25 protein-coding genes are annotated in these 24,827 nt (G+C 48.7%); 17 read left to right on the top strand and 8 right to left on the bottom strand.

Annotation, left to right across the window (positions count from 1 at the left end; translation table 11 throughout):
* The first annotated feature begins 421 nt into the window (after window positions 1–421).
* The 8 genes from crcB (SIN01_RS08895) (at window position 422) to SIN01_RS08860 (ending at window position 6,830) form a co-directional block, all read left to right on the top strand.
* Window positions 422–823, top strand: a complete 402-nt coding sequence (gene crcB, locus SIN01_RS08895; RefSeq protein ID WP_010025545.1) for a fluoride efflux transporter CrcB — start codon at window positions 422–424, stop codon at window positions 821–823.
* Window positions 813–1,193, top strand: coding sequence for a fluoride efflux transporter CrcB (gene crcB / locus SIN01_RS08890; protein ID WP_010025543.1), 381 nt, complete (start codon window positions 813–815; stop codon window positions 1,191–1,193). Before crcB (SIN01_RS08895) ends, crcB (SIN01_RS08890) begins: the two co-directional genes overlap by 11 nt.
* Before the next feature lie 356 nt (window positions 1,194–1,549).
* Complete coding sequence (locus SIN01_RS08885) at window positions 1,550–2,356, top strand: SDR family oxidoreductase (RefSeq protein ID WP_010023765.1); 807 nt, start codon at window positions 1,550–1,552, stop codon at window positions 2,354–2,356.
* 44 nt (window positions 2,357–2,400) lie between these two features.
* The gene (locus SIN01_RS08880; RefSeq protein ID WP_010023766.1) at window positions 2,401–4,314 is read left to right on the top strand and encodes a BglG family transcription antiterminator; all 1,914 of its coding nucleotides are present in this window, start codon (window positions 2,401–2,403) and stop codon (window positions 4,312–4,314) included.
* Window positions 4,315–4,329: 15 nt separating this feature from the next.
* Window positions 4,330–4,794, top strand: a complete 465-nt coding sequence (locus SIN01_RS08875) for a transcriptional regulator GutM (RefSeq protein WP_010023767.1) — start codon at window positions 4,330–4,332, stop codon at window positions 4,792–4,794.
* 15 nt (window positions 4,795–4,809) lie between these two features.
* Window positions 4,810–5,364 carry a PTS glucitol/sorbitol transporter subunit IIC gene (gene srlA, locus SIN01_RS08870; RefSeq protein ID WP_010023768.1) on the top strand — a complete coding sequence of 185 codons (555 nt, stop codon included), beginning with the start codon at window positions 4,810–4,812 and terminating at the stop codon, window positions 5,362–5,364.
* Window positions 5,365–5,378: 14 nt separating this feature from the next.
* Window positions 5,379–6,392 (top strand): PTS glucitol/sorbitol transporter subunit IIB, encoded by a 1,014-nt coding sequence (gene srlE, locus SIN01_RS08865; protein ID WP_010023769.1) that lies wholly within the window; start codon window positions 5,379–5,381, stop codon window positions 6,390–6,392.
* A gap of 45 nt (window positions 6,393–6,437) precedes the next feature.
* Window positions 6,438–6,830: a PTS glucitol/sorbitol transporter subunit IIA gene (locus tag SIN01_RS08860; RefSeq protein ID WP_010023771.1), complete on the top strand. Its 393-nt coding sequence runs from the start codon at window positions 6,438–6,440 to the stop codon at window positions 6,828–6,830.
* A 150-nt stretch (window positions 6,831–6,980) separates the two neighbouring features.
* Here SIN01_RS08860 and SIN01_RS08855 read toward each other — a convergent pair whose 3' ends face one another.
* From SIN01_RS08855 to SIN01_RS08835, 5 genes are all read right to left on the bottom strand, one after another.
* Window positions 6,981–8,075, bottom strand: a complete 1,095-nt coding sequence (locus SIN01_RS08855) for a metallophosphoesterase (protein ID WP_010023773.1) — start codon at window positions 8,073–8,075, stop codon at window positions 6,981–6,983.
* A 214-nt stretch (window positions 8,076–8,289) separates the two neighbouring features.
* Entirely contained in the window at window positions 8,290–8,736 is a 447-nt protein-coding gene (locus tag SIN01_RS08850; RefSeq protein ID WP_010023774.1) for a ferritin family protein, read from the bottom strand.
* Between the two features lie 77 nt (window positions 8,737–8,813).
* Window positions 8,814–9,857: a DUF1648 domain-containing protein gene (locus SIN01_RS08845; protein WP_010023775.1), complete on the bottom strand. Its 1,044-nt coding sequence runs from the start codon at window positions 9,855–9,857 to the stop codon at window positions 8,814–8,816.
* 163 nt (window positions 9,858–10,020) lie between these two features.
* On the bottom strand, window positions 10,021–10,407 hold the full coding sequence (locus SIN01_RS08840) for a GntR family transcriptional regulator (RefSeq protein ID WP_010023776.1): 387 nt from the start codon (window positions 10,405–10,407) through the stop codon (window positions 10,021–10,023).
* Window positions 10,408–10,661: 254 nt separating this feature from the next.
* Window positions 10,662–11,288 (bottom strand): DUF421 domain-containing protein, encoded by a 627-nt coding sequence (locus SIN01_RS08835; protein ID WP_010023778.1) that lies wholly within the window; start codon window positions 11,286–11,288, stop codon window positions 10,662–10,664.
* 161 nt (window positions 11,289–11,449) lie between these two features.
* Between SIN01_RS08835 and SIN01_RS08830 the strand changes: the two genes are divergently transcribed.
* The 7 genes from SIN01_RS08830 (at window position 11,450) to SIN01_RS08800 (ending at window position 20,457) form a co-directional block, all read left to right on the top strand.
* Window positions 11,450–12,367 (top strand): ketopantoate reductase family protein, encoded by a 918-nt coding sequence (locus SIN01_RS08830; RefSeq protein WP_010023780.1) that lies wholly within the window; start codon window positions 11,450–11,452, stop codon window positions 12,365–12,367.
* A 352-nt stretch (window positions 12,368–12,719) separates the two neighbouring features.
* Window positions 12,720–13,754 carry a DUF1835 domain-containing protein gene (locus SIN01_RS08825; RefSeq protein ID WP_162198719.1) on the top strand — a complete coding sequence of 345 codons (1,035 nt, stop codon included), beginning with the start codon at window positions 12,720–12,722 and terminating at the stop codon, window positions 13,752–13,754.
* A gap of 6 nt (window positions 13,755–13,760) precedes the next feature.
* On the top strand, window positions 13,761–14,798 hold the full coding sequence (locus SIN01_RS08820) for an NADH:flavin oxidoreductase/NADH oxidase (RefSeq protein ID WP_010027150.1): 1,038 nt from the start codon (window positions 13,761–13,763) through the stop codon (window positions 14,796–14,798).
* 268 nt (window positions 14,799–15,066) lie between these two features.
* Window positions 15,067–16,542 carry an MDR family MFS transporter gene (locus SIN01_RS08815; protein WP_010027152.1) on the top strand — a complete coding sequence of 492 codons (1,476 nt, stop codon included), beginning with the start codon at window positions 15,067–15,069 and terminating at the stop codon, window positions 16,540–16,542.
* A gap of 44 nt (window positions 16,543–16,586) precedes the next feature.
* A complete protein-coding gene (locus SIN01_RS08810; RefSeq protein ID WP_010027153.1) occupies window positions 16,587–17,162 on the top strand; it encodes a DUF4811 domain-containing protein in 576 nt (191 codons plus the stop codon).
* A gap of 203 nt (window positions 17,163–17,365) precedes the next feature.
* Window positions 17,366–18,835: an MDR family MFS transporter gene (locus SIN01_RS08805; protein WP_010027154.1), complete on the top strand. Its 1,470-nt coding sequence runs from the start codon at window positions 17,366–17,368 to the stop codon at window positions 18,833–18,835.
* Between the two features lie 245 nt (window positions 18,836–19,080).
* Window positions 19,081–20,457, top strand: coding sequence for an amino acid permease (locus SIN01_RS08800; RefSeq protein ID WP_047034814.1), 1,377 nt, complete (start codon window positions 19,081–19,083; stop codon window positions 20,455–20,457).
* A gap of 209 nt (window positions 20,458–20,666) precedes the next feature.
* Here SIN01_RS08800 and SIN01_RS15170 read toward each other — a convergent pair whose 3' ends face one another.
* The 3 genes from SIN01_RS15170 to SIN01_RS08785 all read right to left on the bottom strand — a co-directional run bounded on the left by SIN01_RS15170 (window position 20,667) and on the right by SIN01_RS08785 (window position 22,943).
* Complete coding sequence (locus SIN01_RS15170) at window positions 20,667–21,290, bottom strand: YdeJ family lipoprotein (protein WP_010024501.1); 624 nt, start codon at window positions 21,288–21,290, stop codon at window positions 20,667–20,669.
* Between the two features lie 96 nt (window positions 21,291–21,386).
* Window positions 21,387–22,004: a cupin domain-containing protein gene (locus tag SIN01_RS08790; RefSeq protein ID WP_010024502.1), complete on the bottom strand. Its 618-nt coding sequence runs from the start codon at window positions 22,002–22,004 to the stop codon at window positions 21,387–21,389.
* A gap of 66 nt (window positions 22,005–22,070) precedes the next feature.
* A complete protein-coding gene (locus SIN01_RS08785) occupies window positions 22,071–22,943 on the bottom strand; it encodes a cation diffusion facilitator family transporter (protein ID WP_010024504.1) in 873 nt (290 codons plus the stop codon).
* A gap of 164 nt (window positions 22,944–23,107) precedes the next feature.
* Between SIN01_RS08785 and SIN01_RS08780 the strand changes: the two genes are divergently transcribed.
* Together SIN01_RS08780 and trpB are read left to right on the top strand one after the other, a co-directional pair.
* A complete protein-coding gene (locus SIN01_RS08780) occupies window positions 23,108–23,287 on the top strand; it encodes a DUF2500 family protein (protein ID WP_202812801.1) in 180 nt (59 codons plus the stop codon).
* A gap of 133 nt (window positions 23,288–23,420) precedes the next feature.
* Window positions 23,421–24,593 (top strand): tryptophan synthase subunit beta, encoded by a 1,173-nt coding sequence (gene trpB / locus SIN01_RS08775; RefSeq protein ID WP_047034811.1) that lies wholly within the window; start codon window positions 23,421–23,423, stop codon window positions 24,591–24,593.
* Window positions 24,594–24,827: the final 234 nt, after the last annotated feature.

The following is a 24,827-nucleotide window of genomic DNA, read 5'->3' as shown; positions in this document are numbered from 1 at the left end:
GTAAGGACCGGGCGCTTTTTGCCCGTTTTTTCTCAGGTGCACATTTGAAAACGGACACCATTTGGAAGCTATTTCCGGATGATGCCCGTTTTTTGATGTATTGAAAACGATGCAAACTCAGCTCCAATTTAAAAAGTTGCAGAAATTATAGTTGGCTCGATCATACAGAGTGCTTGTCGTGACTGGAAGTTATAAGGTCCGCTCCCTATTATTTCTCCCAAACGAGAGTGCTAGGTTTATAATTAACTTCAGAGATCACGAGAAACTGGCAAGTGGGCGCTATATTTGTCGATTCTGAAGGTCATGATGTAATCAAAAAATTAAGATTAAGTATGCAACAAAAACAAAAACAAACCATGTATGAATGATATTCATTACACACGCGTCGTGTTGATGGATGTATTCAAAGGAGGTTCACCTGGTGATCGATGCACTTCTTGTACTGTTTGGTGTGCTTGGCGCACTGTCGCGCTATTCCTTGTCGCTCATCATTCACGTCCCTTATCATTTTCCGCTAGCAACGCTAATCATTAATCTATTAGGGTGCTTCATTCTCGCATTCGTCACGCGTTTTCTGATCTGGATTCCACGCGTATCGCCAAAGCTCGTTGCAGTATTTGGCACGGGTTTTGTGGGTTCGTTTACGACCTTTTCTACTTTTTCGCTGGAATCCTTCGCACTCATTCAATCCAATCACTATTTGGAAGCGGCTATTTATCTTTTACTGAGCGGATTTGGCGGGCTTGCGGCGTCTGCCCTTGGTTTTCGCCTGAGCAAAATCTTGCTGATTAAGCAGAGGAGGCGCCTCCGCCATGCTGATTAATTATCTCATGGTAGCGCTCGGCGCCGCGTTTGGTGTACTCGCCAGATTCTCGTTATCAAATTGGATCAAGCGCAGATGGAGCCATGATTTTCCGTTGCCGACTTTTATTATAAATGTGTCGGGTTCGCTTGCACTCGGTCTGATTACCGGATTGGGGATCGGTGTACACGCATCGTTGCTGCTGGGCACCGGGTTCATGGGCGCGTATACCACATTTTCAACGTTTACTATGGAAAGTGTTTCCCTAAACCGCAGAAAGAAAAAACGCGTCTTTTACAGCTACCTCATCAGTTCCTATGTTCTAGGAATTGCAGCGGTTTTCCTAGGTACCTCGCTGGGCGCAGCGACACGATCGCTGTTAGGCATGTAGAAAAAAGTGAAAAACGTCGGTCTGGAGTGATCCGGCCCGGCGTTTTTTTAGGGAAAAGTTTATGAACTTGCCCCGTCTTCAAACCGATAGATCAGTGTCTTGGTCAAGAATCAAAGCGGAGGTGCTCTGGCGCCCGCGGCAAGCGAGCAATCGGAGCGTTGTGCGGCAAGCGAGCAGATGAAGTGTCGTTCGCGTGCGTATCTTACGTCCAATGATTCATACAATCGATTTCCGAAACTTGAGAAAAAGTCTGTATTAATTATTAATGTAAGCGCTATTATAATGAACTTGTAGAGAGATGAACCTCAGATAGGAAAAAGAAGATCTGAGATCAAAAAAAATAGGAGTGATTGAAGATGGCAGATACATCATGGCTTGGATTAGAAAACAAGGTAATTGTTGTTACAGGAGGAGCCTCTGGAATTGGCAAGCACATCGCTCAAACGTTAAACGATGCGGGCGCACAAGTGGTTGTCGGCGACTTGAACGCAGAAACGGGAACGCGTGATTCTTCTGGAATTTATTACGTTCAATTAGATGTAACCAAAAAAGAAAGTGTCGAGCACTTGACGGAACATGTCGTTAAAGAGTTTGGATCGATTGACGGTCTGGTTAATAATGCGGGCATCAATCTGCCAAGGCTTTTGGTTGACTTTAAGGGTGAAAAGCCGGAATATGAACTTGATGAAAAGGCTTTCGATTTAATGGTCAATGTCAATCAAAAAGGACTTTTCTTGATGACACAAGCCGTTGTTCGTAAGTTCTTGAAACAGGGGAAGGGCGTCGTTGTCAATATTGCCTCTGAAGCAGGAATGGAAGGATCGCAAGGACAGAGCTGTTACTCGGCGACCAAGGCCGCAGTCAATGGATTTACCCGTTCTTGGGCGAAAGAGCTGGGCAGCCATCATATTCGTGTTGTTGCCGTTGCACCGGGAATCAATGAAAAAACAGGCCTGACCACGGATGCTTACAATGAGGCGCTTGCTTATACACGAAATATAACAGTCGATCAGCTCGGAACCGACTATTCAAAAGCGATTCCACTGGGCCGGCCGGGCAAGCTTGACGATATTGGCAATCTGGTGACCTATCTGCTTTCGGAACGCGCAGATTATATCACGGGGACGACAGTTAATATAACGGGCGGAAAATCGAGAGGATGAGCGAATCTGCGCCTCTCGAATTTAAGCAATGAGAGGGGGATAAAATGAACAGATTCACGCAAAATGATCGCCTCTCGATGATTCTTGATCGGCTTCAAAAGGTACACGACGTGTCGCTTGATGATTTGGCAAACCAATGTTCAGTGACGAAGCGAACCATTCGAAATGATGTAGCGCTGCTCAATCAAACCTTGAGATCGACTGCAGAAATTCATTTGAATAAAGGGCACTGCATCTTGCAAATTCATCACGGGCAGGCCTATAGAAAAGTAGTGGCCGCATTAAAGCGGCAGCAGACGACAGGCACTCCGGAAAACCGAGTGAAGCGACTGGCCGCTCAATTGCTTGATGCAACCCATCCGCTGCTTATTGATGACTTATCCGAACAGTTTAATGTAAGCCGTTCAACGCTCGTCAGTGATTTAAATCATCTGCGCATAACGTTTGAGCCTTATGATTTGGAGGTCAAAGGGAAACCGAATCAAGGAATTCAATTACAAGGCTCAGAATGGGAAAAACGACTTTATATCTTGCAAAATAAGGATCAAGTTCTCGATCAACCACTCGATCAAAAAGTCTTTGCGTTCATTCATCAGTTTGCCGTCGATCATGTTCTGGTCGAGGCAACTGAGCGGGAATTCATTCGCTATGTCGGTGTTGTGGTGAACCGTTCGATGAAGCATCCGTTGAAAAACGACGGCTCTGCATTTGATTCGGACGTCATCAGGCACACCAAAGAATATGCGGTGGTTGATGAACTGGCCGGATCGCTTGAAAAAATCTGCGGCGTGCTTTCAACTGCAGAACGGGCCTTTATAACGATCCCAATCCTAGGGAGATGCTCTCCGGTTCATTTGCCCAATATGAATACGGTTGCTTTGCCGATGGCCGTTAGGCAGCTGATCACTGAAATCGAACGACAAGTGAAGGCGCAATTGTCGATTGACATTCATCTCGGAACGATTAGCAATGAACTTGGCTATCATCTCATGTTCATGCTGAATCGGCTCGTGTTCGGCGTCACCATTCATAATTCGCTCGTCCATGAGGTTCATGAAAAATATCCGCTTGCTTGTGAGATTGCTCAGATTGCCGATGAAGTCATTCAGGAACGTTATCAAATCAAGGTGAATGAAGCAGAACTCAGCTACCTTGCCTATTATTTTGGGATTGCACTCACCGAGAATGAAGAACCGCTGTTTCAGCTCAGCCATGTGGCCATCGTCTGCGATACCGGGCGCGGTTCGGCACGAATTATTGCGATGCAGCTCGATAAAATTCTTCCGCCAACCGTGGAGAAACACTTGTATTCTTCACTGGCGATCACCAAAGCCGAACTGGAGCAATTCGATATGATCTTTTCGACGGTCCCTCTGCCCAATTTGAACACAGCAGTAATCGAGGTTAAGGACATCTTTGATGAACGGAAGCTTGCCCAGAAAATTAATAAATACTGGGCCCTTGATACGCTGAAAATGAAAAAGAATGAGCAGGCGGGTTCGGTGATTAGCCAGCTGCTCGATGAAGATCATTTTTTTATTCTGTCCAACCAAAAACCGCATCATGAAAATATGGTTGCGATGATCACAAGTTTAGAGAGAAGCGGGTTAGTCGACTCGGAATTTAAGCAAAGAATTATGAAGAGGGAGCAGATTAAGAACACCCTGTTCGACCAGGGCATTGCCTTCCCGCACGCAATGAACCAAGCATCTCATCAGATTGTTTTAGCGGTGGGCATTTATCCGTTAAAACAAAAGGTCTGCGAAGAGGAAGTACGGATCGTTTTTCTGCTGGGCATACCGGAAAGTCAACATAATGAAACGTTGCTGATTCAATTATACGAAGAAATGATAGCGCTTTCCAAAAAGATCGATTTGCTTTACAACGATTTAAGTGTACTGACCTATACCGAGATAAAAAAGCGCGTGCAACGACTATGCACCATTCCGAACGCATAAAAGAGGTGAACGTATTTGTTTTTCTATGTGTTAATGATCTTCATTGGCGGCGCCTTTCTCCTTCAGATCTTTCTTGGCTATTTTCAAATCAAACATTTCTCCAATGTGTTTGTCGAAATGCGCCGAAAAGGAAAAGTAGCGATTGGTCGCAAGAAAGGCCATTTCAAGGCGGGAACGCTTGTCTTTCTCAATGTTGATGAAAATGGAAGAATCTTTGATGCACGAAAGATGCAGGGCGTCACAATTCTCGCTCGATTTCAACCGATGAAGGCGCTGATCGGCGAGAACATTCAAGCGCTTCCGGAAGTAAAAGTCAGCCGATATAACAAGCTGCTGCAACAGGCGATTGCCGACAGTGTGCACAATTATACGGTTGTCGCAGGCGGGGGAACGATTGAACAGTCGAGCTCTCGGACACCGCTCAGCGGCGCATCGATGATGATTAGAAAGATGATTTTTAAACCACGAAACTCAAAATAATCAGGGGTGATGAACATGGACTTTGTTGTCGAAGCGGCAAAGGGATTTATTTACCTTTTTCAAACAGGCGGGAAGACGTTTATCTCATGGATGACTACAATTGTACCGCTCGTCCTGATGCTTCTTGTTGCCATGAATGCCTTAATTGGCTTAATCGGTGCTGAGAAGATTAATAAATTGGCTGCTAAATCAGCGAGCAATCCGCTGCTACGCTACATGGTTCTTCCGTTTCTCGGATCGTTTATGCTGGCCAATCCAATGGTCCATTCGCTTGGACGGTTTATGCCGGAATATTATAAACCAAGTTACTTTGCATCGGCCGCTTTTTTCTGCCATACAAGCAACGGCGTATTCCCACATATCAATGCCGCTGAACTGTTTATTTGGCTTGGGATCGCCCAAGGCGTTCAGCAATTAGGGCTGGATACAACACCGCTTGCGATCAGATATTTGCTCGTTGGGCTGGTTGCCAACTTCTTTTGCGGATGGATTACCGATTTTATTACGGGCTGGGTTTCCAAACAGCAGAATGTGACCTTAAGTAAAAAGACGGATATTAAATCGATTTGAGAGGAGGAGCGATGATGAGTTATCGATCAGCGAAAGTCGTTAAAGGAAGCGGCGGTTATGGCGGACCGCTCACCATAACCCCGAAAGAAGGAAAAGATAAGATCTTATACATTGTCGGCGGAGGCAATAAGCCGGCGATTGTCGACAAACTTGCGGCACTTACAGGAGGAATTCCGGTTAACGGATTCAAAACCAGCGTGTCGGATGAAGAAGTTGCCGTTGCCATTGTCGATTGCGGCGGAACGCTCCGCTGCGGCATTTATCCGAAAAAAGGCATTCCGACCATTAACGTTATGCCGACCGGGAAAAGCGGACCACTCGCACAATACATTAATGAGTCGATTTATGTGTCCAACGTCGGCGTCGAGCAAATCACCGCCGTGGAAGCATCCGATCAAGCAGCGGATGAAACGAAGGAAGCCTCGGCTTCGGATTCACAAAAGCAATTCACGTACCGTTCGGATAAAAAGATTTCAGAAACGCTAGCGGAACGCGAGCATAAAGACTTGTTCACAAAGATTGGTCTTGGTGCAGGTAAAGCGATTAATACTTTATATCAAGCGGCCCGCGATGCAATTCAGACCATGCTGAATACCATTCTGCCATTTATGGCTTTTGTGGCCATGATCATTGGGATCATTCAAGGATCGGGCATTGGCGGTTGGTTCGGAAAAGTAATGTCACCGCTCGCCGGAAATATATGGGGCCTGATGCTGATTGGCTTTATCTGTTCACTGCCATTCTTGTCACCGCTCCTCGGTCCTGGAGGCGTGATCGGTCAGGTGATTGGTACGCTGATCGGTGTGGAAATCGGAAAGGGCAACATCCCGCCGCAGCTCGCACTTCCGGCACTATTCGCGATTAACACACAGAACGCATGTGATTTTGTTCCGGTTGGGCTCGGGCTTGCCGAAGCAAAACCGGAAACAGTCGAAGTCGGTGTTCCTGCTGTTCTGTACTCACGATTCTTGACTGGTGCGCCTCGTGTTGCGCTTGCATGGCTGTGCAGCTTCGGTCTTTACGTCTGAACGAGCTTTGGACATTTAGCTGATCAATCAAAAGGAGGATGAAAAATGTTTGGTATGAAGAAAAAAACAGCCGATCAAACGGAAATTTATAGGACTCAGATAAAGAGTATTGGCAAGTCCGCAAAGGATTTTTTACAGGAAAAAATGTTGGTTCTCTTTGGCGACGAAGCCCCGGCAGGATTAAAAGATTACTGCTTTGCGATTAAGGTCACACCGATTCAAGGCGAAATCCAAGTCGGTCAGCATGTAGCGATCGACAAAGATCGTTTTAAAATAACCGCGGTAGGAAATTTAGTGCAGAAAAATCTTGTTGATCTGGGACATATTACGATGCGCTTTGATGGAAGCACAACAGCAGATCTTGCAGGAACCCTTTATCTTGAGGCAAAGCCTATTCCCAACCTTAGCGTTGGATCGATCATTAAAATTGAACGATGATTTCAAGCGCAAACCCCTGATCCACAAGTGCAGCACTTCTGGATCAGGGGTTTTGTTGGATTGCTGTGATTTGCTATGATTTTCGGACTGTTTGATACGAATTTTGCTCTGTCCGCTACAACAACTTCCGCCGAATCAGTCTGATCGTTCTTACAGGCATTGTTTCGGGACCCAGCCGACCGATCCTTCTTTTTTGATCAGCGTATAACCGGCGCAGCCATCGTCGACCACAGCGACTTGGTCGCCTGCGCGAACCGGAAGGCCGGAACAGCTGAGATCGTCTGCAGCAGTGAATCCGTCGTCTTTTTTCTCCAGATATTCATTCTTAATCCATTGAGGGAGTCCGAGCGCGATGTTTTCGCAGAGGCTGAAATAAGTTCCGCGTTTCAGCAGCCGAACGGCGTAATTTGGGTAGTTCAAGGTGCCGATAAAATCAGCCGGCGGCGTATAGCACTGTGTGATCGTTGCGACTTTGTGAAAATGGTCGACGCTGACGAAACGAATCCGATCGCCTTGCGGGTTCCGCTCGATGATCAGCGCGTTCAACTGGCCGTCAAAACGGACTTGATTGCCGCCATCGATACAGATCATCCGTTTATCAAGAGCGATGATTGGATTATGGCAGGTGATTGCTTCACTTCGATAGTTAACGACCGGCCAATGACCGACGACAACGTTCTTTTCACACTGATGCGTGCGTGTATAAAAGTGCGGGATGGCGACGGCGGATCGATGGCTCGTTTCGCGCCAGTCCGCGCGGTCGTCGATACCGGCGTGGATGAACAGATAGTGGTCAGCTTCCAGTGCGGTCGGCAGTGAGAACAGCCAGTCGATTTCAGCGCCGCATGTTTGCCGATAAAATGCGGCAAGTGCAGGAACGGAATCAAAATCGGCGATCGTTTTACCCTGTTCCTCAATCCATTCGTTCATCACGGAATGCGGGTGCTGCGCCAAATGATCGAAGACAGTCGGATCGTTGTCGAAGACGTGATGGATCAGCCGGTCGCAGTTGCCCTCGGTGATAAAGACGCGGCTGCTCGAGTCCATGAGCTTTCGCGCATATCGGATCACACCGAGACTGGACGGCCCGCGCTCGCACAGATCGCCGTTAAGAATCAGCGTGTCCGCAGGTGTGTAGCTTACCTTTTTCAGCAGTTGCTGGAAGAGGTGCAAATCGCCGTGGATGTCGGAAATGACAAGGACTCGTCCGGTCTCCGGGAGCGCTATTTTTTGTATGTGAATCATGTGAGAACTCCTTTGTTCAATGCGATTCGCGCTGCGTGTTTTGGGAATCATTACTCTTCATTATTATAGCGCAGTGACCGGTTGCCCGTGAACCAAATCAGAAAAAACCAGCAGAAATCGATTGTTCGTGAACCTCAGAAGCCACGTAATGATTATTTTTCAGCAAAAAAATCTGCCCTTGTCCCGCAGAACAAAAGGCAAATGTAAAGAAGGATCAGACGAGTGAGACGGTCATAAAACCAAAGCGTATCGCATGTTTGATTTCATCGGTAAAAGCTCGGAGCAGGATGTTGCGGATGGTAACATCTTGCGTATTCAGGTAAAGATTACGGTACGTTTCATAGTCTTTGAGCTCATCATCGTAGGCAATCCTAAGCCCGTTGGAAAAAGAACCGAAAGAAACCGGTGTGATCGAAACCGAAGCCTGCATTCCAGTGAGCTGTTCATAGAGCTGGTTGAACAAGTGAAAGTGATCCTGTTCATCACGGCGGATGCTCAGAATCCTGTCGCGCATCACCGCGTTTGGCGCAGCCTCAGCCAAGCGACCGTAAAAATCGATCGCCGTTGCTTCTCCTTTAATTGCATTCAGAATTGCGTCGACAAATGGAGCTGCAGGATTCTGTTCCATTTGTTGTCGATCATCGAGATTATCGTAATACATCGGTCACCACTCCTGACGTAGATCGTTACGTTACAGTTTATGAGCAGCGCCCGATTCGGTGAGCGCCCAGCTTGTTCTTAATGCAAGCTAAGCAGGACGGTCATGATGATGATTGCCGCGGGTATGATCCAGACGAGGGGACGGGCCATGTTCACCGTATACCCGATACCGACGCGTTTTTCAATAAAAAGCGACGGATCGGAACGATTAAAGTAAAAGATGCCTCCAATCCATTTGTCATCATCATCCAAAATCGAACCGGATGCCGTTTTACGGCGCACGAAGCGGGCGTGAATGAGGAACATGGCAAGCATTAGCCCGAAATCAAGCACGCCGATGATAAGAAACCAGACGTAATGAACGTGGAGCAGGGGGCTTGCGACCATTAGAAAAAAGATGGACTGGGTTGCTAGGCAAAAAAGGATTAGAATCAGGTTCAGCATTTTGCGGTATGCCGCATACCCTGGTGCGGCATTCGGATTTCCTTTAACGGATGCCGGCGCCCGGCGTACAAACAGGATCAGTGCGCCAAAGATCAGCTGGAAGAAGACCGGATTCAATACGGTCAACCACGATTTCGCTGCCCATCGATCCGGCCCGGTCAGCCCAAAATGAACAGGAATGGAATCAGGCATATAAGGATAACCGAAGCAGGCGACCACAAGTGTTGCAATAAAGAACGGGAGAAGCAGCAGCAGCCAGCGAAGCGGAAGGACGTTTTCGCGTGCGTTCCGACCGATCGCAACAGAAATTTTATTTGTGCTCAGCTGCGGATTCGGTTGAAGTTGTTTTTTCAGTCGGCGCATTCCCGTGTTGCCGCGGATGAAGAGAAGCGTTTCCAGCGCGAGGAGTGCAAAGAAGATCAAGTTGCAGGCAATCGCCAGTACGAGCTCCCGGCTGCTGAATAACCGTGCCACGATTAGGAGTACCAGCAGGATCAGCGCCGTACCGATACTTTCGATCAGATAGCGGCGCGTGATATTCTGAGCAGTCGGATGATTACGAACCTGATCATTAGCAAAGACAACGCCGAAAAAGACATTTTTGCGTGCAAACCAAGGCTGAGCGATAAAAAGACAGGCGACAATGAAAAATGTTCCAATGAGAAGTAATGAGCTCATGATTCGGTTCCCTCCAGTTTTGTCATAAGCGTAGTCAATGATCTGGTGCAGGACGGCGCGGCAATGCTTTATTCGACCGCCGACTGCACAAAGATTTTGGGCGACGTACTGAACGTTTCGCAGAAAGCGGCATACAAAAAAGCACCAAGATGCAGGAACGGCATCATTCTGTACCCGCCAATTCGTCGTACAAATGATCAATTATTTTATGGAGCACAGCGCGGTCAACACGTTCTGTGACCGCCGCGTGCACCATGTCTTTAAGCGGCACGCCGTATTTCCTTAAGAAAGCAGCCGTGCTTTGAGCGGTTTTGCCGGCTTTGATGAATGTTCCGCGTCGTCGCTGAATATCAATAAACCCTTCGCTTTGAAGCAGTTGATACGCTTTGTTCACAGTATGGAGATTCACGCCAAGTTCGGAGCCAAGCACGCGAACCGAGGGCAGTGTATCGCCGTCCTGAAGTTTTCCCGAGGCAATCCCGGTGACAATCGCATCGCGTATTTGCATATAGATCGCTTGATCCGAGCTGAAATCAATCGACAGAAGCATGATCGAACACCTCTTTGTTCTATCTGTTATACTAAGTGTATAACAGATAGAACAGAAGATCAAGATCGAGGATGATTGAAAACAATTAAGGTTTGCCTATAAATCAGAGAAAATGGAATGAGAAAAGAAATGGAAGAACCGGCGCAAAGGGTAGTCGCCAATTTGGATGTCGTGGATAAAGCCAAACAATACGAAGTGTTTAATCGAGATACTGAATCAGCCGGTCGAAAGTCTGGTAATCATTAAATGGCTGCTCAGCGCGACCGTTTGCGGTGGTTTTCGATCTCAGTAAAGAGTTTCGCTTCTTGCGGCTTTTTTTTCTGTTGGGAGGGGAGCTGAACACGCAAGGCTTTTGCGATCACCGCAAGATCCTGCTGCAGTGCAGCAATATCTTCTTTTGTCGCCGGACGCTTCTTTTGAACGAGCAGGCAGGCAATTTGCCCGCTCTGTTCCACCGTCGCCATTTCGATATCTTCAAGCCGCTCGACACCGTTTTGCCGCAACTGCATTTCAATATGGTCGACCGTCATTTTCATTTTTCGCAAACGTCGCGTGCGCAGTTTCCCATTTTTAATAATTATTTTTGCATGTCCGGAGAAAAGCGACTCCGCCCAATCCCATTTCAATTGAAGCTGATCGATGACAAACAGTGTAGCAACAAAAATAACCCCAATGGCAAAGGACAAGGTAATGCTTTTGCCGCTCACCGGTTGGACGAGCATTGTCCCAATAGAAATCATAATAACGGTTTGCGGAATGGTCATCTGCGAGATTGACTTCCTTCCGGAAACCCGTATTAAAAGAACACCGAACAGAAGGATAACGACCGCTTGCCACAGCCAATTGGGATGAAAATCAATCACACGCATGAATCCGTTCATAAACAGCCCTCCGTTACGTCTTGCACTTAGTTTGACAAAGCAGATTGCTTTTATACAGAACGGGCCTGGCATCCGGAAGCACGATAACTCTTCCAAGTGCAAAGCAGAGCGGTTATACTAAAGGAAACTTACAGAAAATTGAAACGGGGTTGGAGAACGGTATGGAAATCAAAACAGTGGCAATCATTGGGCTCGGTGCGCTTGGCATTATGTACGGAAAACAGTTTGCGGACCATCTGGGGAACGATGCGGTTCGCATTGTCGCCGACAGGCAGCGCATCGAGCGCTACAAAAAGGAAGGCGTGTACGGCAACGGAGAACCCTGTGCCTTTCATTATGTGGCTGCAGACGCGCAGATGGAGCCGGCCGATCTGCTGATTTTTACCGTTAAATACGCCGGGTTGGCGAAGGCTATCGAGAGTGCACGCAATCAAGTTGGCCCGAAGACAATACTCATCTCATTCTTGAATGGAATTAGCAGCGAGCAAATGATCGGTGAAGCATTTGGCTTCAAGCAGCTGCTCTACAGCATTGTTGCCGGGATGGATGCATCGAAAATCGGCAATCAATTGACCTATACGAAAATCGGTTTTGTCAGCTTTGGCGAAAAGGATAACGCGCGTACAGAAAAGGTCGCTGCGCTTCAGCAATTGTTTGAGAAAGCGGAAATTCCTTATGAAATCCCCGAGCACATGATGCACAAAATGTGGAGCAAGTTGATGGTCAATACCGGAGTCAATCAGTCGACAGCCGTTTTTGCGACCAACTACGGAGGTATCCAAGTGCCGGGCAAACCGCGCGATACGGTGATTGCAGCGATGAAAGAAGTGATCAAGGTGGCCAATGCAGAAGGCGTGCCGCTGCGCGAGTCGGAAATTGCTGGTTGGCTGAAGATCAACGATGCGCTCAGCCCCGAGGGAATGCCATCCATGCGCCAAGATACGCTGCAGCATCGCCTGACCGAGGTTGATCTTTTCGCCGGCACGATTCGCCGCCTCGGCAAAAAGCACGGGATTCCGACACCGGTGAACGATTTTCTTTACACACGACTTCGCGAAATTGAGGCAAGCTATGCATAATAGAAGGAAGCAAACCACGCATAGTGCGTGAGTTAAAGCGAAAACCCGAAAAGTTAAAGCGAAATCCATTCGCCATAACATAGTGTCTTGACTGAGCATCAAAAGCGGAGATGCTCTGGCGCCTGCGGGAACAGCGAGCCAAGGGAGACCCCACAGATTTCTGCCTGTCTGAGGAGGCTCGTGGTGCGCCCGCGGCAAGCGAGCGACCGAAGCGTTGATGCAAAACCATGAAAGCGCAGACCAACGGTACACGCAAAGTTAAAGCGAATGAGCACAGGGTTCGGCTGCAAGCCTTTGTGCTTGGTCGATCCTCAGTGATGGTGATAGGATTTGAATGGAGGCGATTGATTTCGTGTATGAAAAGCTGGCAGAGGCGATTAACCAATTGAATGAACGCGAGAGTAAGCGGATGCTGCTGCGTCTGTTCCAAGAGGCGGAAATTGCGCAGCAGGTTCCGGATGAGAAGCGGCTGACAAAGCGGATGCGTCACATCTATGAAGATCTGATTCAGTTGCAGCCGCAGCAGCCGCTGACTGAAGAAGCGTTGAATCACCGGCATATTGCGTTTGGCGATTCGGTTGCCGGGAGTCTGAGGTATGGGCTAAGCAGCATTAAGGTTCGAAGCGAACACGTCCTCGCCATTACAACAGATCTTTCAAACGGACCGCTCGCTCGACTAGATGAACCGGAAGGAATACGTGACCGAATCACATGGCTTAAAGACTTCGTTGACGGCTATTCGTATGATGACGATTTCCTCGATTCACTGGCGAATCAACTTGAAGCGATCCAAGCCATTCCCGAACATGTGCCGGTTACCGTTTGGGCATCGGATAATGCTTGGGAGCAGTGCGGGCTCGCTCTCATTGCCTATCTTTTGCGTGGCCGCAAGAATCCCATTCGGGTCATCAATCCTTCTGCTTACGAAAAACAGCTTTTTGAAGAATTTGGAGAAGGGGCACACTCAGCGTATAGCGGCGAACTGGCTCCGGAGACGTTGGCGATGCTGTTTAAAAAATACGCGCAGCAGCCGCCGTTGACCGATAATGAGTGCCACCAATTGGAAAGTGAATGGCGGCGTGTGTCCGCCGATCCATCGGTACTGAGAATCTGGACGGACGGTCGCGTGCAACCGGCGTCGCCGGATTACTTTGACGCCGAAATTTTACGACATGCTCGCCGCCTTGCTCGTCAACAGGAAAACCGCAAAGGCTTTCTTTGCCTCCGTTTAATTGGCGAAGTGATCGGTGAGCTGCATGAAAAACAATGGGTCGGTGATACCTATATTTATTGGCGCATTAAAAAGCTGATTGAAGCAGGAAAATTGATGGTGAATGCATCGCCAAATCAGATGTTGCATATGAAATTAATCTTTAATAAGGAGTGAATTCCAGTGATTGATCTTTTCACACCATGGACGTTCAAAAGCTTAGATTTAAAAAATCGCGTGGTGATGCCGCCGATGTGCCAATACTCCGTCGAGAAAAAGGACGGCATTGCAACCGACTGGCATTTCGTACACTATGTCAGCCGAGCGATCGGTGGCGCCGGGCTGATTATCATTGAAATGACCGATGTGGAGCCGGACGGTCGAATTACCGACAACGACCTCGGGCTTTGGTCGGACAAGCAGATTCCGGCGTTAGCTCGGATTGTCGCCGAATGCCACAAATACGGCGCGAAGGTGGCGATTCAAATCGCCCATGCCGGACGCAAAGCAGAGGACGCAGCGGTACCGGTTGCGCCATCGGCAATCGCGTTTAATGAACACTATAAAACGCCGCGTGCGCTGACAACCGAAGAAGCGAAAGCGATGCCGGAGAAATATGCCGCAGCGATTGCGCGTGCAGTAAAAGCCGGGTTTGACGCCATTGAGCTGCACGGCGCTCATGGCTACTTAATTCATCAGTTCCAATCCGCGTATACCAATAAGCGCACCGATGCGTACGGCAACGATTTAGCGAAATTCGGAGTTGAGGTTGTGCAAGCGGCAAAAAGCGTCATGCCGGCCGATATGCCTCTGATCATGCGCATTTCAGCAATTGAGTATGTGGCCGGCGGATACGGTCTGGATCACAGTATCGCTTTGGCGAAAAAGTACAAAGAAGCCGGCGTCGATGTGTTCCACGTCAGCGCCGGCGGTGAAGGGCCGATCGAGGCGGCCGGTAAGCCAGGCACGCATGCGGCTTACCAAGTGCCATTTGCGCGCGAAATCAAGAAAGCGGTCGACACGCCGGTGATTGCCGTTGGTCGTCTCGATGAACCGCAGCTGGCCAATGCGGTGATCGGCAATGAAGAAGCCGACCTGGTTGCCGTCGGACGCGGCATGCTGCGCCATCCGTACTGGGCGCTGCAGGCGGCCTCCGAACTGCATAAAGAGACTGAGCTGCCGCGCCAGTATCGCTACGGTTTTCCGTCCCTGATGCATTAAATAAACGCTTGTTTAAGCTTCTCCTCTGAAGGGGAAGCTTTTTTTGTGCGCATTTTGCAGCCGTTTCCCTGCCGGCTGCAACGGATGCGCCCAACCGTGTATGTCTCACCTAACGCTCAATTTTCACAAACCCTCGTGTAATTAAAATTAATTTCGTTAAGTTCATCGGGTGTTCATAAAGCGGCGCTATCCTCTTCAATAGGGTGTTGTGGAGTGCGCGCCGATCCACGATAAGATTGAGATAAATGAAGGAAAAGGAGTTTCGTGTATGACTGAGAAGAATCAACCCACGGATATTGATGGGAAAGCGTATAATCGAACTTTTTTAATTGTTATTTTGCTGGTCGGGGCGTTCTGTACTATTCTGAATCAGACGCTGCTTGCAACCGCACTTCCGGATATTATGAAGGATTTTGATATTTCTGCGGCGACAGGGCAGTGGCTCACGTCCGGGTTTCTGTTAATGAACGGTGTAATGATTCCGGTAACGGCACTGTTGATCAATAAAATCAACTCGAGAGTATTGTACATTGGTGCTTTGATCCTTTTTTTGGCGGGAACGGTTACGGCGGCGCTTGCCCCCAATTTCTCGGTGCTGCTTGTCGGGCGTTTGATTCAGGCTGCCGGTGCCGGAACGATGATGCCGCTGATGCAGACCATCTCGTTGTTAATTGTTCCGAGGGAAAAACGTGGGGTGATTATGGGGCTTGGCGGCCTTGTCATTGCCTTTGCGCCGGCGCTCGGACCGACGCTTTCCGGATGGATTGTGGATCGTTATGATTGGCGAGTGCTTTTCGAGATGATGATTCCGATCGTGGTGGTCGTGATTATTCTTGCGTTTGCAGCGATGAAAAAAGTTGTGCCGCTCACCAATCCGCGTATTGATTTTCTGTCACTTGTGTTGTCAACGCTTGGCTTTGGCGGGGTTCTTTATGGATTCAGCAGTGTTGGCAACTACGGCTGGTCGGATGGCCGCGTGGTGTGGCCGCTGGTCGTTGGGGCGGTCTTTACCGTTTTCTTTGTTTGGCGGCAACTGGTTGCAGAGGAGCCGATGCTGGAACTGCGGGTGTTCAAGTCACCGATCTTTACGCTATCGGTGGTAATCAGCAGTATTGTCATGATGGCGATGATCGGTGCGGAGCTTGTGCTTCCGCTGTATATTCAGAATATCCGCGGCGAGAGTGCGCTTAACTCCGGACTGATGCTGCTTCCGGGCGCGATTATTATGGGTCTGATGAGCCCGGTCACCGGGATCATCTTCGACAGGATCGGCTCGCGCAAGTTGGCGATTACCGGTATGTTTTTGCTGACGGTAGGCACGCTGCCGTTCATGTTCCTGACCGAACATACAAGCTTTACGTCAATTATCGTGCTGTACGCGGTGCGCTTCGTTGGCATTTCCATGGTGATGATGCCGGTGACGACCGCAGGGATGAATGCCCTGCCTGATTCGTTGATGAGTCATGGGACTGCCGTCAACAACACGATTCGTACGGTGGCGGGTTCAATCGGAACAGCCATTTTGATCAGTATTTTGACGAACGTGACCAAAAATGATTCACCAAGTAAACAGTTGATGCATACCCATCCATCGCAATATGGGAAGCAAATGCTTGATGCAGCGCTTAATGGGATGAACGCGGCATTTATTGTTGCGATTTGTTTCTGCGTGCTGACGCTGATTTTGACCTTCTTTATTAAAGGGAAAAACAAACAAGCGGTTGAAGCGCAAGGGGCGGATTGAGCGACACAGTCGGAAGACTATTTTACGAATAGGGAGTGAATCGTTTGATTTTATATAGTTTAAGCGTCGGTGTTGTGCTCTTTGTCGTGTTCATTTTCACGGGCGGAGTAAAGAAATTTGCGAGATACCGCTGGCTGCACTACGGACTGGCCGCTGTTTCCTTGATCGTCTTTCTCGGCAGCGAGACGTTGTTGATTATGAATGAACACAATCATTTCGGGATGACCACGAAGGTAGAGACGCAAAAAGTGCCGATCTATTCAGCCGCCGGAACCGCAGCAGCGCAGGGCCCGTTTCTGCTGCTGAATCAGGCTGTCGGCAAGGATCGCCTATATCTCTACAATACGAGCAAACAAGGCAAACCGAAAATGAAGCACACGGCGATTACGGACAAAAGTGTCGTCAAAAAGACCGATCAGCCGGCTTATCTGGCGATTGAAAAGAAACGCCGTGTATTCAAGAACAATCGCTTTAAGATGCTGTTTGCCTATAGCGGCAGCAATGATGTAGTGGTTTCTACGCGCAACGTCTTCTACGTTCCGGAAAACCATCAAGTGATGAGCGTCAAAGAAATGAAGAAAATGCAGAAAGCGATGCAAAAGAAGCAAGCACTGAACTAAAAAGATACTGAAGATCGTCCTCCATAATATGGCGGGCGATTTTTTGGTTTACCTGCGACTTTAACGTATGGGCCGCACCAAACCCAAAGCGCACTGAAACGGATTTGGCTGCAAGGGGCAATTCGGCCGCATTGCATGAGTGTAAATCGGAGGATTGAGCCATACTACCGTTCAGGAGACTTTGAACGAAGGGATGTGGGACGATGGCTGCCCAAGCGCATGCAAGGGATTGTGAGGGGAAGCCGTATAAACGATGGGTTCTGGTTGCCGTGCTGCTTCTGGGAACGTTTTGTGTGGTCGTCAATCACCTCATGATCGTTACAGCGCTGCCGGGCATCATGCATGACTTTCATATTGATGCCGATACCGGGCAATGGCTGACTTCCGGGTTCCTGCTGACGAACGGGATTATGATTCCGGTTACCGGGATGCTGATGCACCGGATCAATTCAAAGCGGCTATTCATGGCTGCGATGCTGATTTTTCTCGTGGGGACGATCATCGCGGTATCGGCACCGAATTTTCCGCTGCTTTTATGCGGACGGGTTGTCCAAGCGGCAGCGACAGGCATGGTGATGCCATTGATGCAAACGATACTGCTGCTCATTTTTCAAAAACACGAGCGCGGTTTGGCTATGGGTATGGAGGGGCTGGTGCTGGCTTTGGGACGGGTTGTCGGACCGGCTATTGCCGGCTGGGTGATGGATCATTTCAACTGGCGCATTCTTTTTTGTTTGTTTCTGCCGGCGGTTCTTGTGATATTGCGGCTGGCGTCCAAATCCATGCGCAGTGTTGTGCCACTTGATCCGAAGCGGATTGATCTGCTCTCACTGCTCTTGTCAACGCTTGGCTTCGGCGCTCTACTGTTTGGATTCAGCAGTGTCGGCCATCATGGCTGGGGTTCGCGGCTGGTCATCGTCAGTTTGGTCATCGGTGCCGGCTGCGTTGGTCTGTTCATTTGGCGGGAACTCACGATTGATAACCCGATGCTCAATCTTAAGGTACTGCGTTCGCCGCTTTTCTGTTTATCGGCAATCATTTGCGCAGTGGTGATGATTGCGATGTTCGGTGCCGAACTTATGCTACCGCTCTATATCCAGAACGTACGCGGTCAAAGTGCACTGTTTTCCGGACTGGTGATGGTGCCCGGCGCGGCCATTATGGGTCTGATGTGTCCGCTCAGTGGGATTGTTTTTGAAAAAATCGGCGTTCGTAAGCTGGCAATCACGGGAATGGGCCTTCTGACGATGGCAACGATTCCATTTGTTTTTTTAACCATGTCGACGGAAATCGGTGCACTGACGACGCTCTATGCGGTTCGGCTGCTTGGCGTTTCGCTTGTCCTGACACCGATCACAACCGCGGGAATGAATACCTTGCCTGAGGAATGGATGGGTGACGGAACGGCCGTGACGAACACATTTCGAACCATTTGTGGTGCAATCGGAACCGCGGTCTTGATCAGCGTGATGTCTGATGTCACAAAAAGTGAAATGCCGGCAAAAACCATGTTCGGCCTCGATCCGCACCTCAATCATGTATTAAAAACAGATGCCGTACTGAACGGCGTCAATGCAGCATTTTTAGTTGCGCTCGGCTTCTGCATCGCTGCCTGGGCGCTGACTTTTTTTATCAAAGAAAAGCCGCGCAGCGATTCATTTGATCAGGATTGACCGCCAGGCATATGGAAGCGCATTATCAGCTGCGGACAAACAACAAACAAAAGATCAGCTGGCCCGGGAAAATACACAAAGGATCTTCCGCTTGGATGTGTTACTGAGTTTATGCATCGTAAGGGATTCGACCTCTGCTAACGATCATGGCTTGACAGTTTTTTGGGAATTCTTATAAAATGAAAATTGTCGCTTGCTTTATGACTTTAAAGCAAGCGACATAAATAGAGAGAAAGGAATTAATGATGATGGGTGCAACAGAAAAGAAAAAAACGGAACTAAAACGTGGTTTGGCTCCGCGCCACATCATGTTGATGGCCATGGCCGGGATGATCGGTACCGGTATTTTCAAAGGAAGCGGCGATACGCTGGCGATTGCTGGTCCAAGTGTGACGATCGCATACCTTGTGTGTGGGCTTATTTTATTTATTGTCATGGTTGCGCTTGCCGAGATGGCGATTGCCTATCCAGGACTGAACATGCAGCACTTAATGCATAAGGCATTTGGCTTTCGCGTATCAATTATGATCGGCTGGCTATACTGGATCAACTGGATGATTGTAACGGTTGTCGAGGTGCTGGCGGCGGGAAGTTTTCTTCAATATTGGTTCCCGAGTGTTCCGCTTTGGGTACTTGCCGGTCTGTGCGGCCTGTTCATCGTTGGCATAAATCTTTTTCAAGTCAGCCTTTACGGCGAGTTTGAATTCTGGTTTGCAGGGATCAAGATCGGAGCGATTATTGTCTTTATCATCCTCGGATTCTTAATCTTGTTTGGTGTGATTCCAAGTCCTGCCGATCCGGTGAAAAATATTTTTGGTCACGGCGGCTTTTTCCCAAATGGTTTTGGTGGAATGATTGCCGCATTTCTGGTCGTTATTTTTTCTTACGGCGGTTCGGAAATGATTGGACTTACGGTAACTGAGGCAAAAGAAGTGGAGCATATTCTACCTCGAGTGATTAAAAGCGTTGTCTCACGGGTTGCTTTATTCTACATTTTGCCGATCCTTATTATTTGCGGCATGATGCCGTGGAGCAGTGTTTCAGCGACAGAGAGCAGTCCATTTGTACAAGTATTCGAGACGGTTGGGCTTCCGGGTGTCCCGCATTTGATGAACTTTGTGCTATTGACTGCCGTGTTGTCCGCCGCCAATTCCGGGATCTACGCAACAACGCGTACCCTTTATTCGATGGCGGAACGCGGCGAAGCGCCGGGCTTTGTGCGTATACTGTCCAAACACGGCGTACCGCTGGGCGGAATGGCGCTGACGACCGGCTTTTTAGCGATCGGCGTTTCACTCGCCTATTTTTCTCCGGCTCAAATCATTAATCAGTTGATGAGCATTCCCGGGTTCACGGTATCTTTAGTTTGGATCGCCATTTGCGCTGCAGAATTGAAACTGCGTCCGCATTATCCAAAAATGCCGTTCTTTAAAATGGCAGGCTTCCCATACATGACCTTCGTGGGCTTGATTGCACTCATTCTGATTTTCATATCTTTTGTGATCAATCGCGCGAATCTGGTCGGAACGCTGACCTGTCTCGCGATTATGGCTGTACTGATTGTCATTTCGTTTCTCGTGAAAAAAGAAGGACGCGAGACGGAAAGCGAGCAGACTTTGTAAGAAGCAGATGTGAACAATAAAATCCGCATAAAAAGGCGTCTCAGAAGTTTGTTTTTGACTTCGAGACGTCTTTATTGTGAACCATAGATGATGAATCAAGCGGAAGACGGGCAAGAAAAACCTTTTGCGCGATGGGGTACACGTTTAATGCCTGTGGTTTCCGTATTTTAATATGTAGTTACAACTTCACTATGGCGACAGATCACGGTCTATTTTAATAATTTGATGAATTCTATAACTTTTTTATTGTCGCCTGTATCAATGGACACGTGCTTTGTATTTTTAGTAATCGCTGTGTAGAACTTTTTTCCAGCAGGATATTGCCCGTCCCAGCGTAAAGGGACGTTGTAGACGTTGATCGTGCCATCCCCATTGCTATGGTAGGTTACTGAGCCATCGACTAAGCGGGAACCGGCTAACTGGATCACATCTTCCGGATAGTTGGCACTGGTGGTGTCATCAGGGTTAAGTGGTGTACCGGCTGAAATATGACGTACATATAATCCCTCAATGTTCTGGTTCGCACCAAGTTGCAGCCAAACGCGAGCGTATTCGATTTCCTTAACAGAATACTGAGCTAGTGTTTCTGTTGACTCATTATTGCCTGCACTTGAGGTTGGTTTATGTTCATAATTTGTACTGCTGGGTTCAGATTCTGCATCGGTGGTTGAACCTTTTGATTGAGAAGGATCATCGGTACTTTGCACGGAGTGATCAGGTGTTGCCTGATTCTTGGCTGGTGGCTGATGCGTTGAGGATTGACCGCAAGCAGACGTTCCGACGGCTAAAACAGTTAAGAAACATGCTGCGATAAAAATTTTGCTTTTCTTCACGGGTGCGGGTGCAACTCCAATCTTTTCAAATAATACTTAGAATAGTCTAACATAATAAAAAAGAGATGACGATCCATGTAGATCTGCATCTCTTTTTTATGCGTCATAAGGTATCGGTGCAGCGGGTCCTGTGAAATAGGAGGAAGGGTACGGCTTCGGCTTGGGGCCGGTTTCGTTGGGCTGCTGTTGATTGGTGCAGCCGACCGGTGGACCGAGAATGGTAGACTGCTGAATGGGCGCAACGGCTTGAGCATAGGCGGCCGGATCAACACAATAGGCACGGTTCATGACTTCTGCCGGTATGACGCGTAGAAAATCGGAGCCAAAGACGACGTCCGGAGTCGGCTGATCAAAGATTGTCAGTAGGTGCACGTCATCCGTCAAGGCAAGGATCCAGTGGAACCATCCTTTCGGCAGAACGCACACCTGACCTGGATTGAGACGATAGCTCATCACCTTTTGCGTAAATGGATTGAATACCGATGTGATCACCGTACCGCAGATCACGAAGACCAGTTCAGAAGCATTGGTGTGCCAGTGCGGCTGAATAATGATTCCGCGCGTCATGCGGGCGTTGAAAAAACCGGTATTGATTGTCGAAAGCTGCGACCCGAACAGCTGGAAAATGAAGTTTTTTGCATCGCGTTGTTCCGTAACCGTTCGCGTTGAATCACCGAACAGGGTAAAAGACGGGTCGGATGGATTAACCGGCATAAGTATCATCCCTTTTTGGTTCATTTCTTTCTACTTTATGCCTGAATCCGGCCAAGGGTGAAACGCCTATTCATTCGGTTCGACGTGCACATGTACCTCGAAGACGTCGTATTTATCCATCAATACCGCTTCAACACGCGAAGAAATGCGATGTGCCTCGCGCAAGCTCATGTCTGGGTTGACAACGATCACTAAATCAATAACCGTGTTATTGCCATAGTTCCGCCCGCGGATATCGCGTACACCTTCAACGCCGGGTACCGAATGCACCAAATGGTTAAAAGCATGCAGCGTTTTGTCATCAAAGCCGTCCGATAGACGATATGAGGATTCTCTGAAAATATCCCAGGCAGTTTTGCAGATGAGCAGTCCGATGACGAACGCTGCCGCCGAGTCCAGCCAGTTTAAGTGGATTTGTGCACCGAAAATACCGATACTGGCACCAATGCTCACGCAACCATCGGAAAAATTATCCTTTGCTGCAGCAAGGACCGAATTGCTGCCGGTTTTCTTGGACAGCCGTTTGTTATACGCATAAACGGAGAACATGATCGCTGCACAGAGCAATCCAATCCAAGCGGCGAGCAGATCCGGGCGCTCTTCATGCCCGTTAAAAATGGATTGCGCGCCGTCGAAAAGCACTTGAACACCGACCGCCATCATGATAAATGAGGCAAAAAGCGAGGCGATCGTCTCGCTTTTCCAATGCCCGTACGGGTGATCGCTGTCCGCCGGCCGCTGGGACAGCTTCAAGCCGATCAGCACGGCAACCGAAGCGAGAATATCGGTGACATTGTTAAACCCGTCGGCACGAAGCGCACGCGAGCCCATCGAAATGCCGACAAACAGCTTGAGCGCCGACAGAACCAAATACGTGGCGATACTGATCATGGCACCGCGCTCACTTAATTTCAGATTCATATATCTGTCTTGAATCATAACGGACACCAGACTTTCTTTTCATAAGAAGATTGTGAATGATTTGTTATACTAAGCGCAACGTTTCATCGATACCCCGCAAATTATGTTCCGCTTGATAAAGCGAGCGGCAACGTGGTCATCCAACAAGCAAAAGCCGCGTCTTCGTGTTCCGGCACAGGTCGTTGGCAAAAGAACCGGAAGCGACCGGAGGAAACGAGAGGTCTGTGGTTACCCACTATTATGCCACATTTGAGGTTGAGAGTGGCGACCGGATCGAGTTTGAAGTATCTGGATTGGAATACGGCATGCTCGACTTTCAAGGCACACGCTATTTGGGTTATCAGCGCAGCCTTGAGCCGTGACCAGGATCGAAAATTTTTTGTCAATTAAAAAAATCGATTGACAATCGTTTTTGAAAGTTAGAGACTTAAAGAGCACGATAATTTCGGTACCTTCCAGAGGGCGGGTACGAAAAAGAACAGGAGCTGAGCAGAGTTGAGTAATCGTTTAAGTACAGCATCAGTAGGAACATTTGGCGAATTCGGCGGTAGCTATGTCCCCGAAGAATTGCAGAAGGTACTGGCTAAGCTTGCCGAAGCCTTCGACCGATATAAGGACGACCCGGAATTTAACAGTGAATTGCGTGGCTACATGAGAGACTATGTCGGACGCGAAAATCCGCTGACTTTTGCAGAAAACCTGACGAAACAAGCAGGCGGGGCTAAAATCTATCTGAAAAGAGAAGATTTGAACCACACCGGTGCGCACAAGATTAATAACACAATGGGTCAGATTCTGCTGGCCAAACGGATGGGTGCAAAGCGCATCATCGCAGAAACCGGCGCCGGGCAGCACGGCGTCGCGACAGCCACTGTTGCCGCGTTATTCGGCCTGCCATGTACGATCTACATGGGTAAATACGATACCGAACGTCAAGCATTGAACGTCTTCAGGATGGAATTGCTTGGCGCTGAAGTCGTGCCTGTAGAGAAAGGTCAGGGTCGTTTGAAGGATGCGGTTGATGTTGCGCTGGCAGACTTGGTACAAAATCACGAGACAACGTTCTACTTACTGGGATCAGCGGTTGGCCCGCACCCGTACCCAACGATGGTGCATCATTTCCAATCGATAATCAGCGAAGAGTCGAAGCGGCAGATTCTTGAAAAAGAAGGCAAGCTTCCTGCTGCGGTTGTCGCTTGTGTCGGTGGCGGCAGTAACGCGATCGGCGCCTTTGCCCATTACATTGACGAACCGAGCGTCCGCCTTGTCGGTGTTGAACCGACAGAAGCCGCAAGCATTGCCGAAGGCGTACCGGCCGTGATTCACGGTTTCAAATGCTACGCGCTTGTCGATGAAAACAACAATCCGAAGCCGACGTATTCCATCGCTGCCGGGCTCGATTATCCGGGCGTCGGTCCGGAACACAGCTACCTGAAAGCATCCGGTCGCGGCGAATACGTCACGGTGACCGGCAAAGAAGCGCTGGATGCCTTCCTGAATCTGTCCAAGGTCGAAGGAATCATCCCGGCGCTAGAAAGCGCGCATGCCGTTGCCTATGCGACGAAGCTCGCCAAGACCTTGCCAAAGGACGAAAGCATCATCGTCAACCTTTCCGGCCGCGGCGACAAAGACGTAAAGCAAGTCTATGAAATGCTGAACAAAAAATAAAAGGTTGATTAAAAATAAGATTTAACGCGACGGTTTGTAAAAGAAAAGGAACGCCCATGCAGGCGTTTTATCAAAAAGGCGGCTTGGCATTCAAAAGGATGGATGCCGAAGCCGTTTTTTTCCTAAGTAAAGAAAAGCTAGCGCGTATTGAACTGGTATTTTTGTACGTTAAAACGACTTTTCATACCGACCGTGTGTTGCACTTAAATAAGTACAGTAGCATCGAATTGAGGG

It is taken from the genome of Sporolactobacillus inulinus, assembly GCF_006539285.1.
Lineage (GTDB): Bacteria > Bacillota > Bacilli > Bacillales > Sporolactobacillaceae > Sporolactobacillus > Sporolactobacillus inulinus.
Note: the sequence above shows the minus strand (reverse complement) of the source record. Positions and strands in the feature narration are given on the sequence as shown.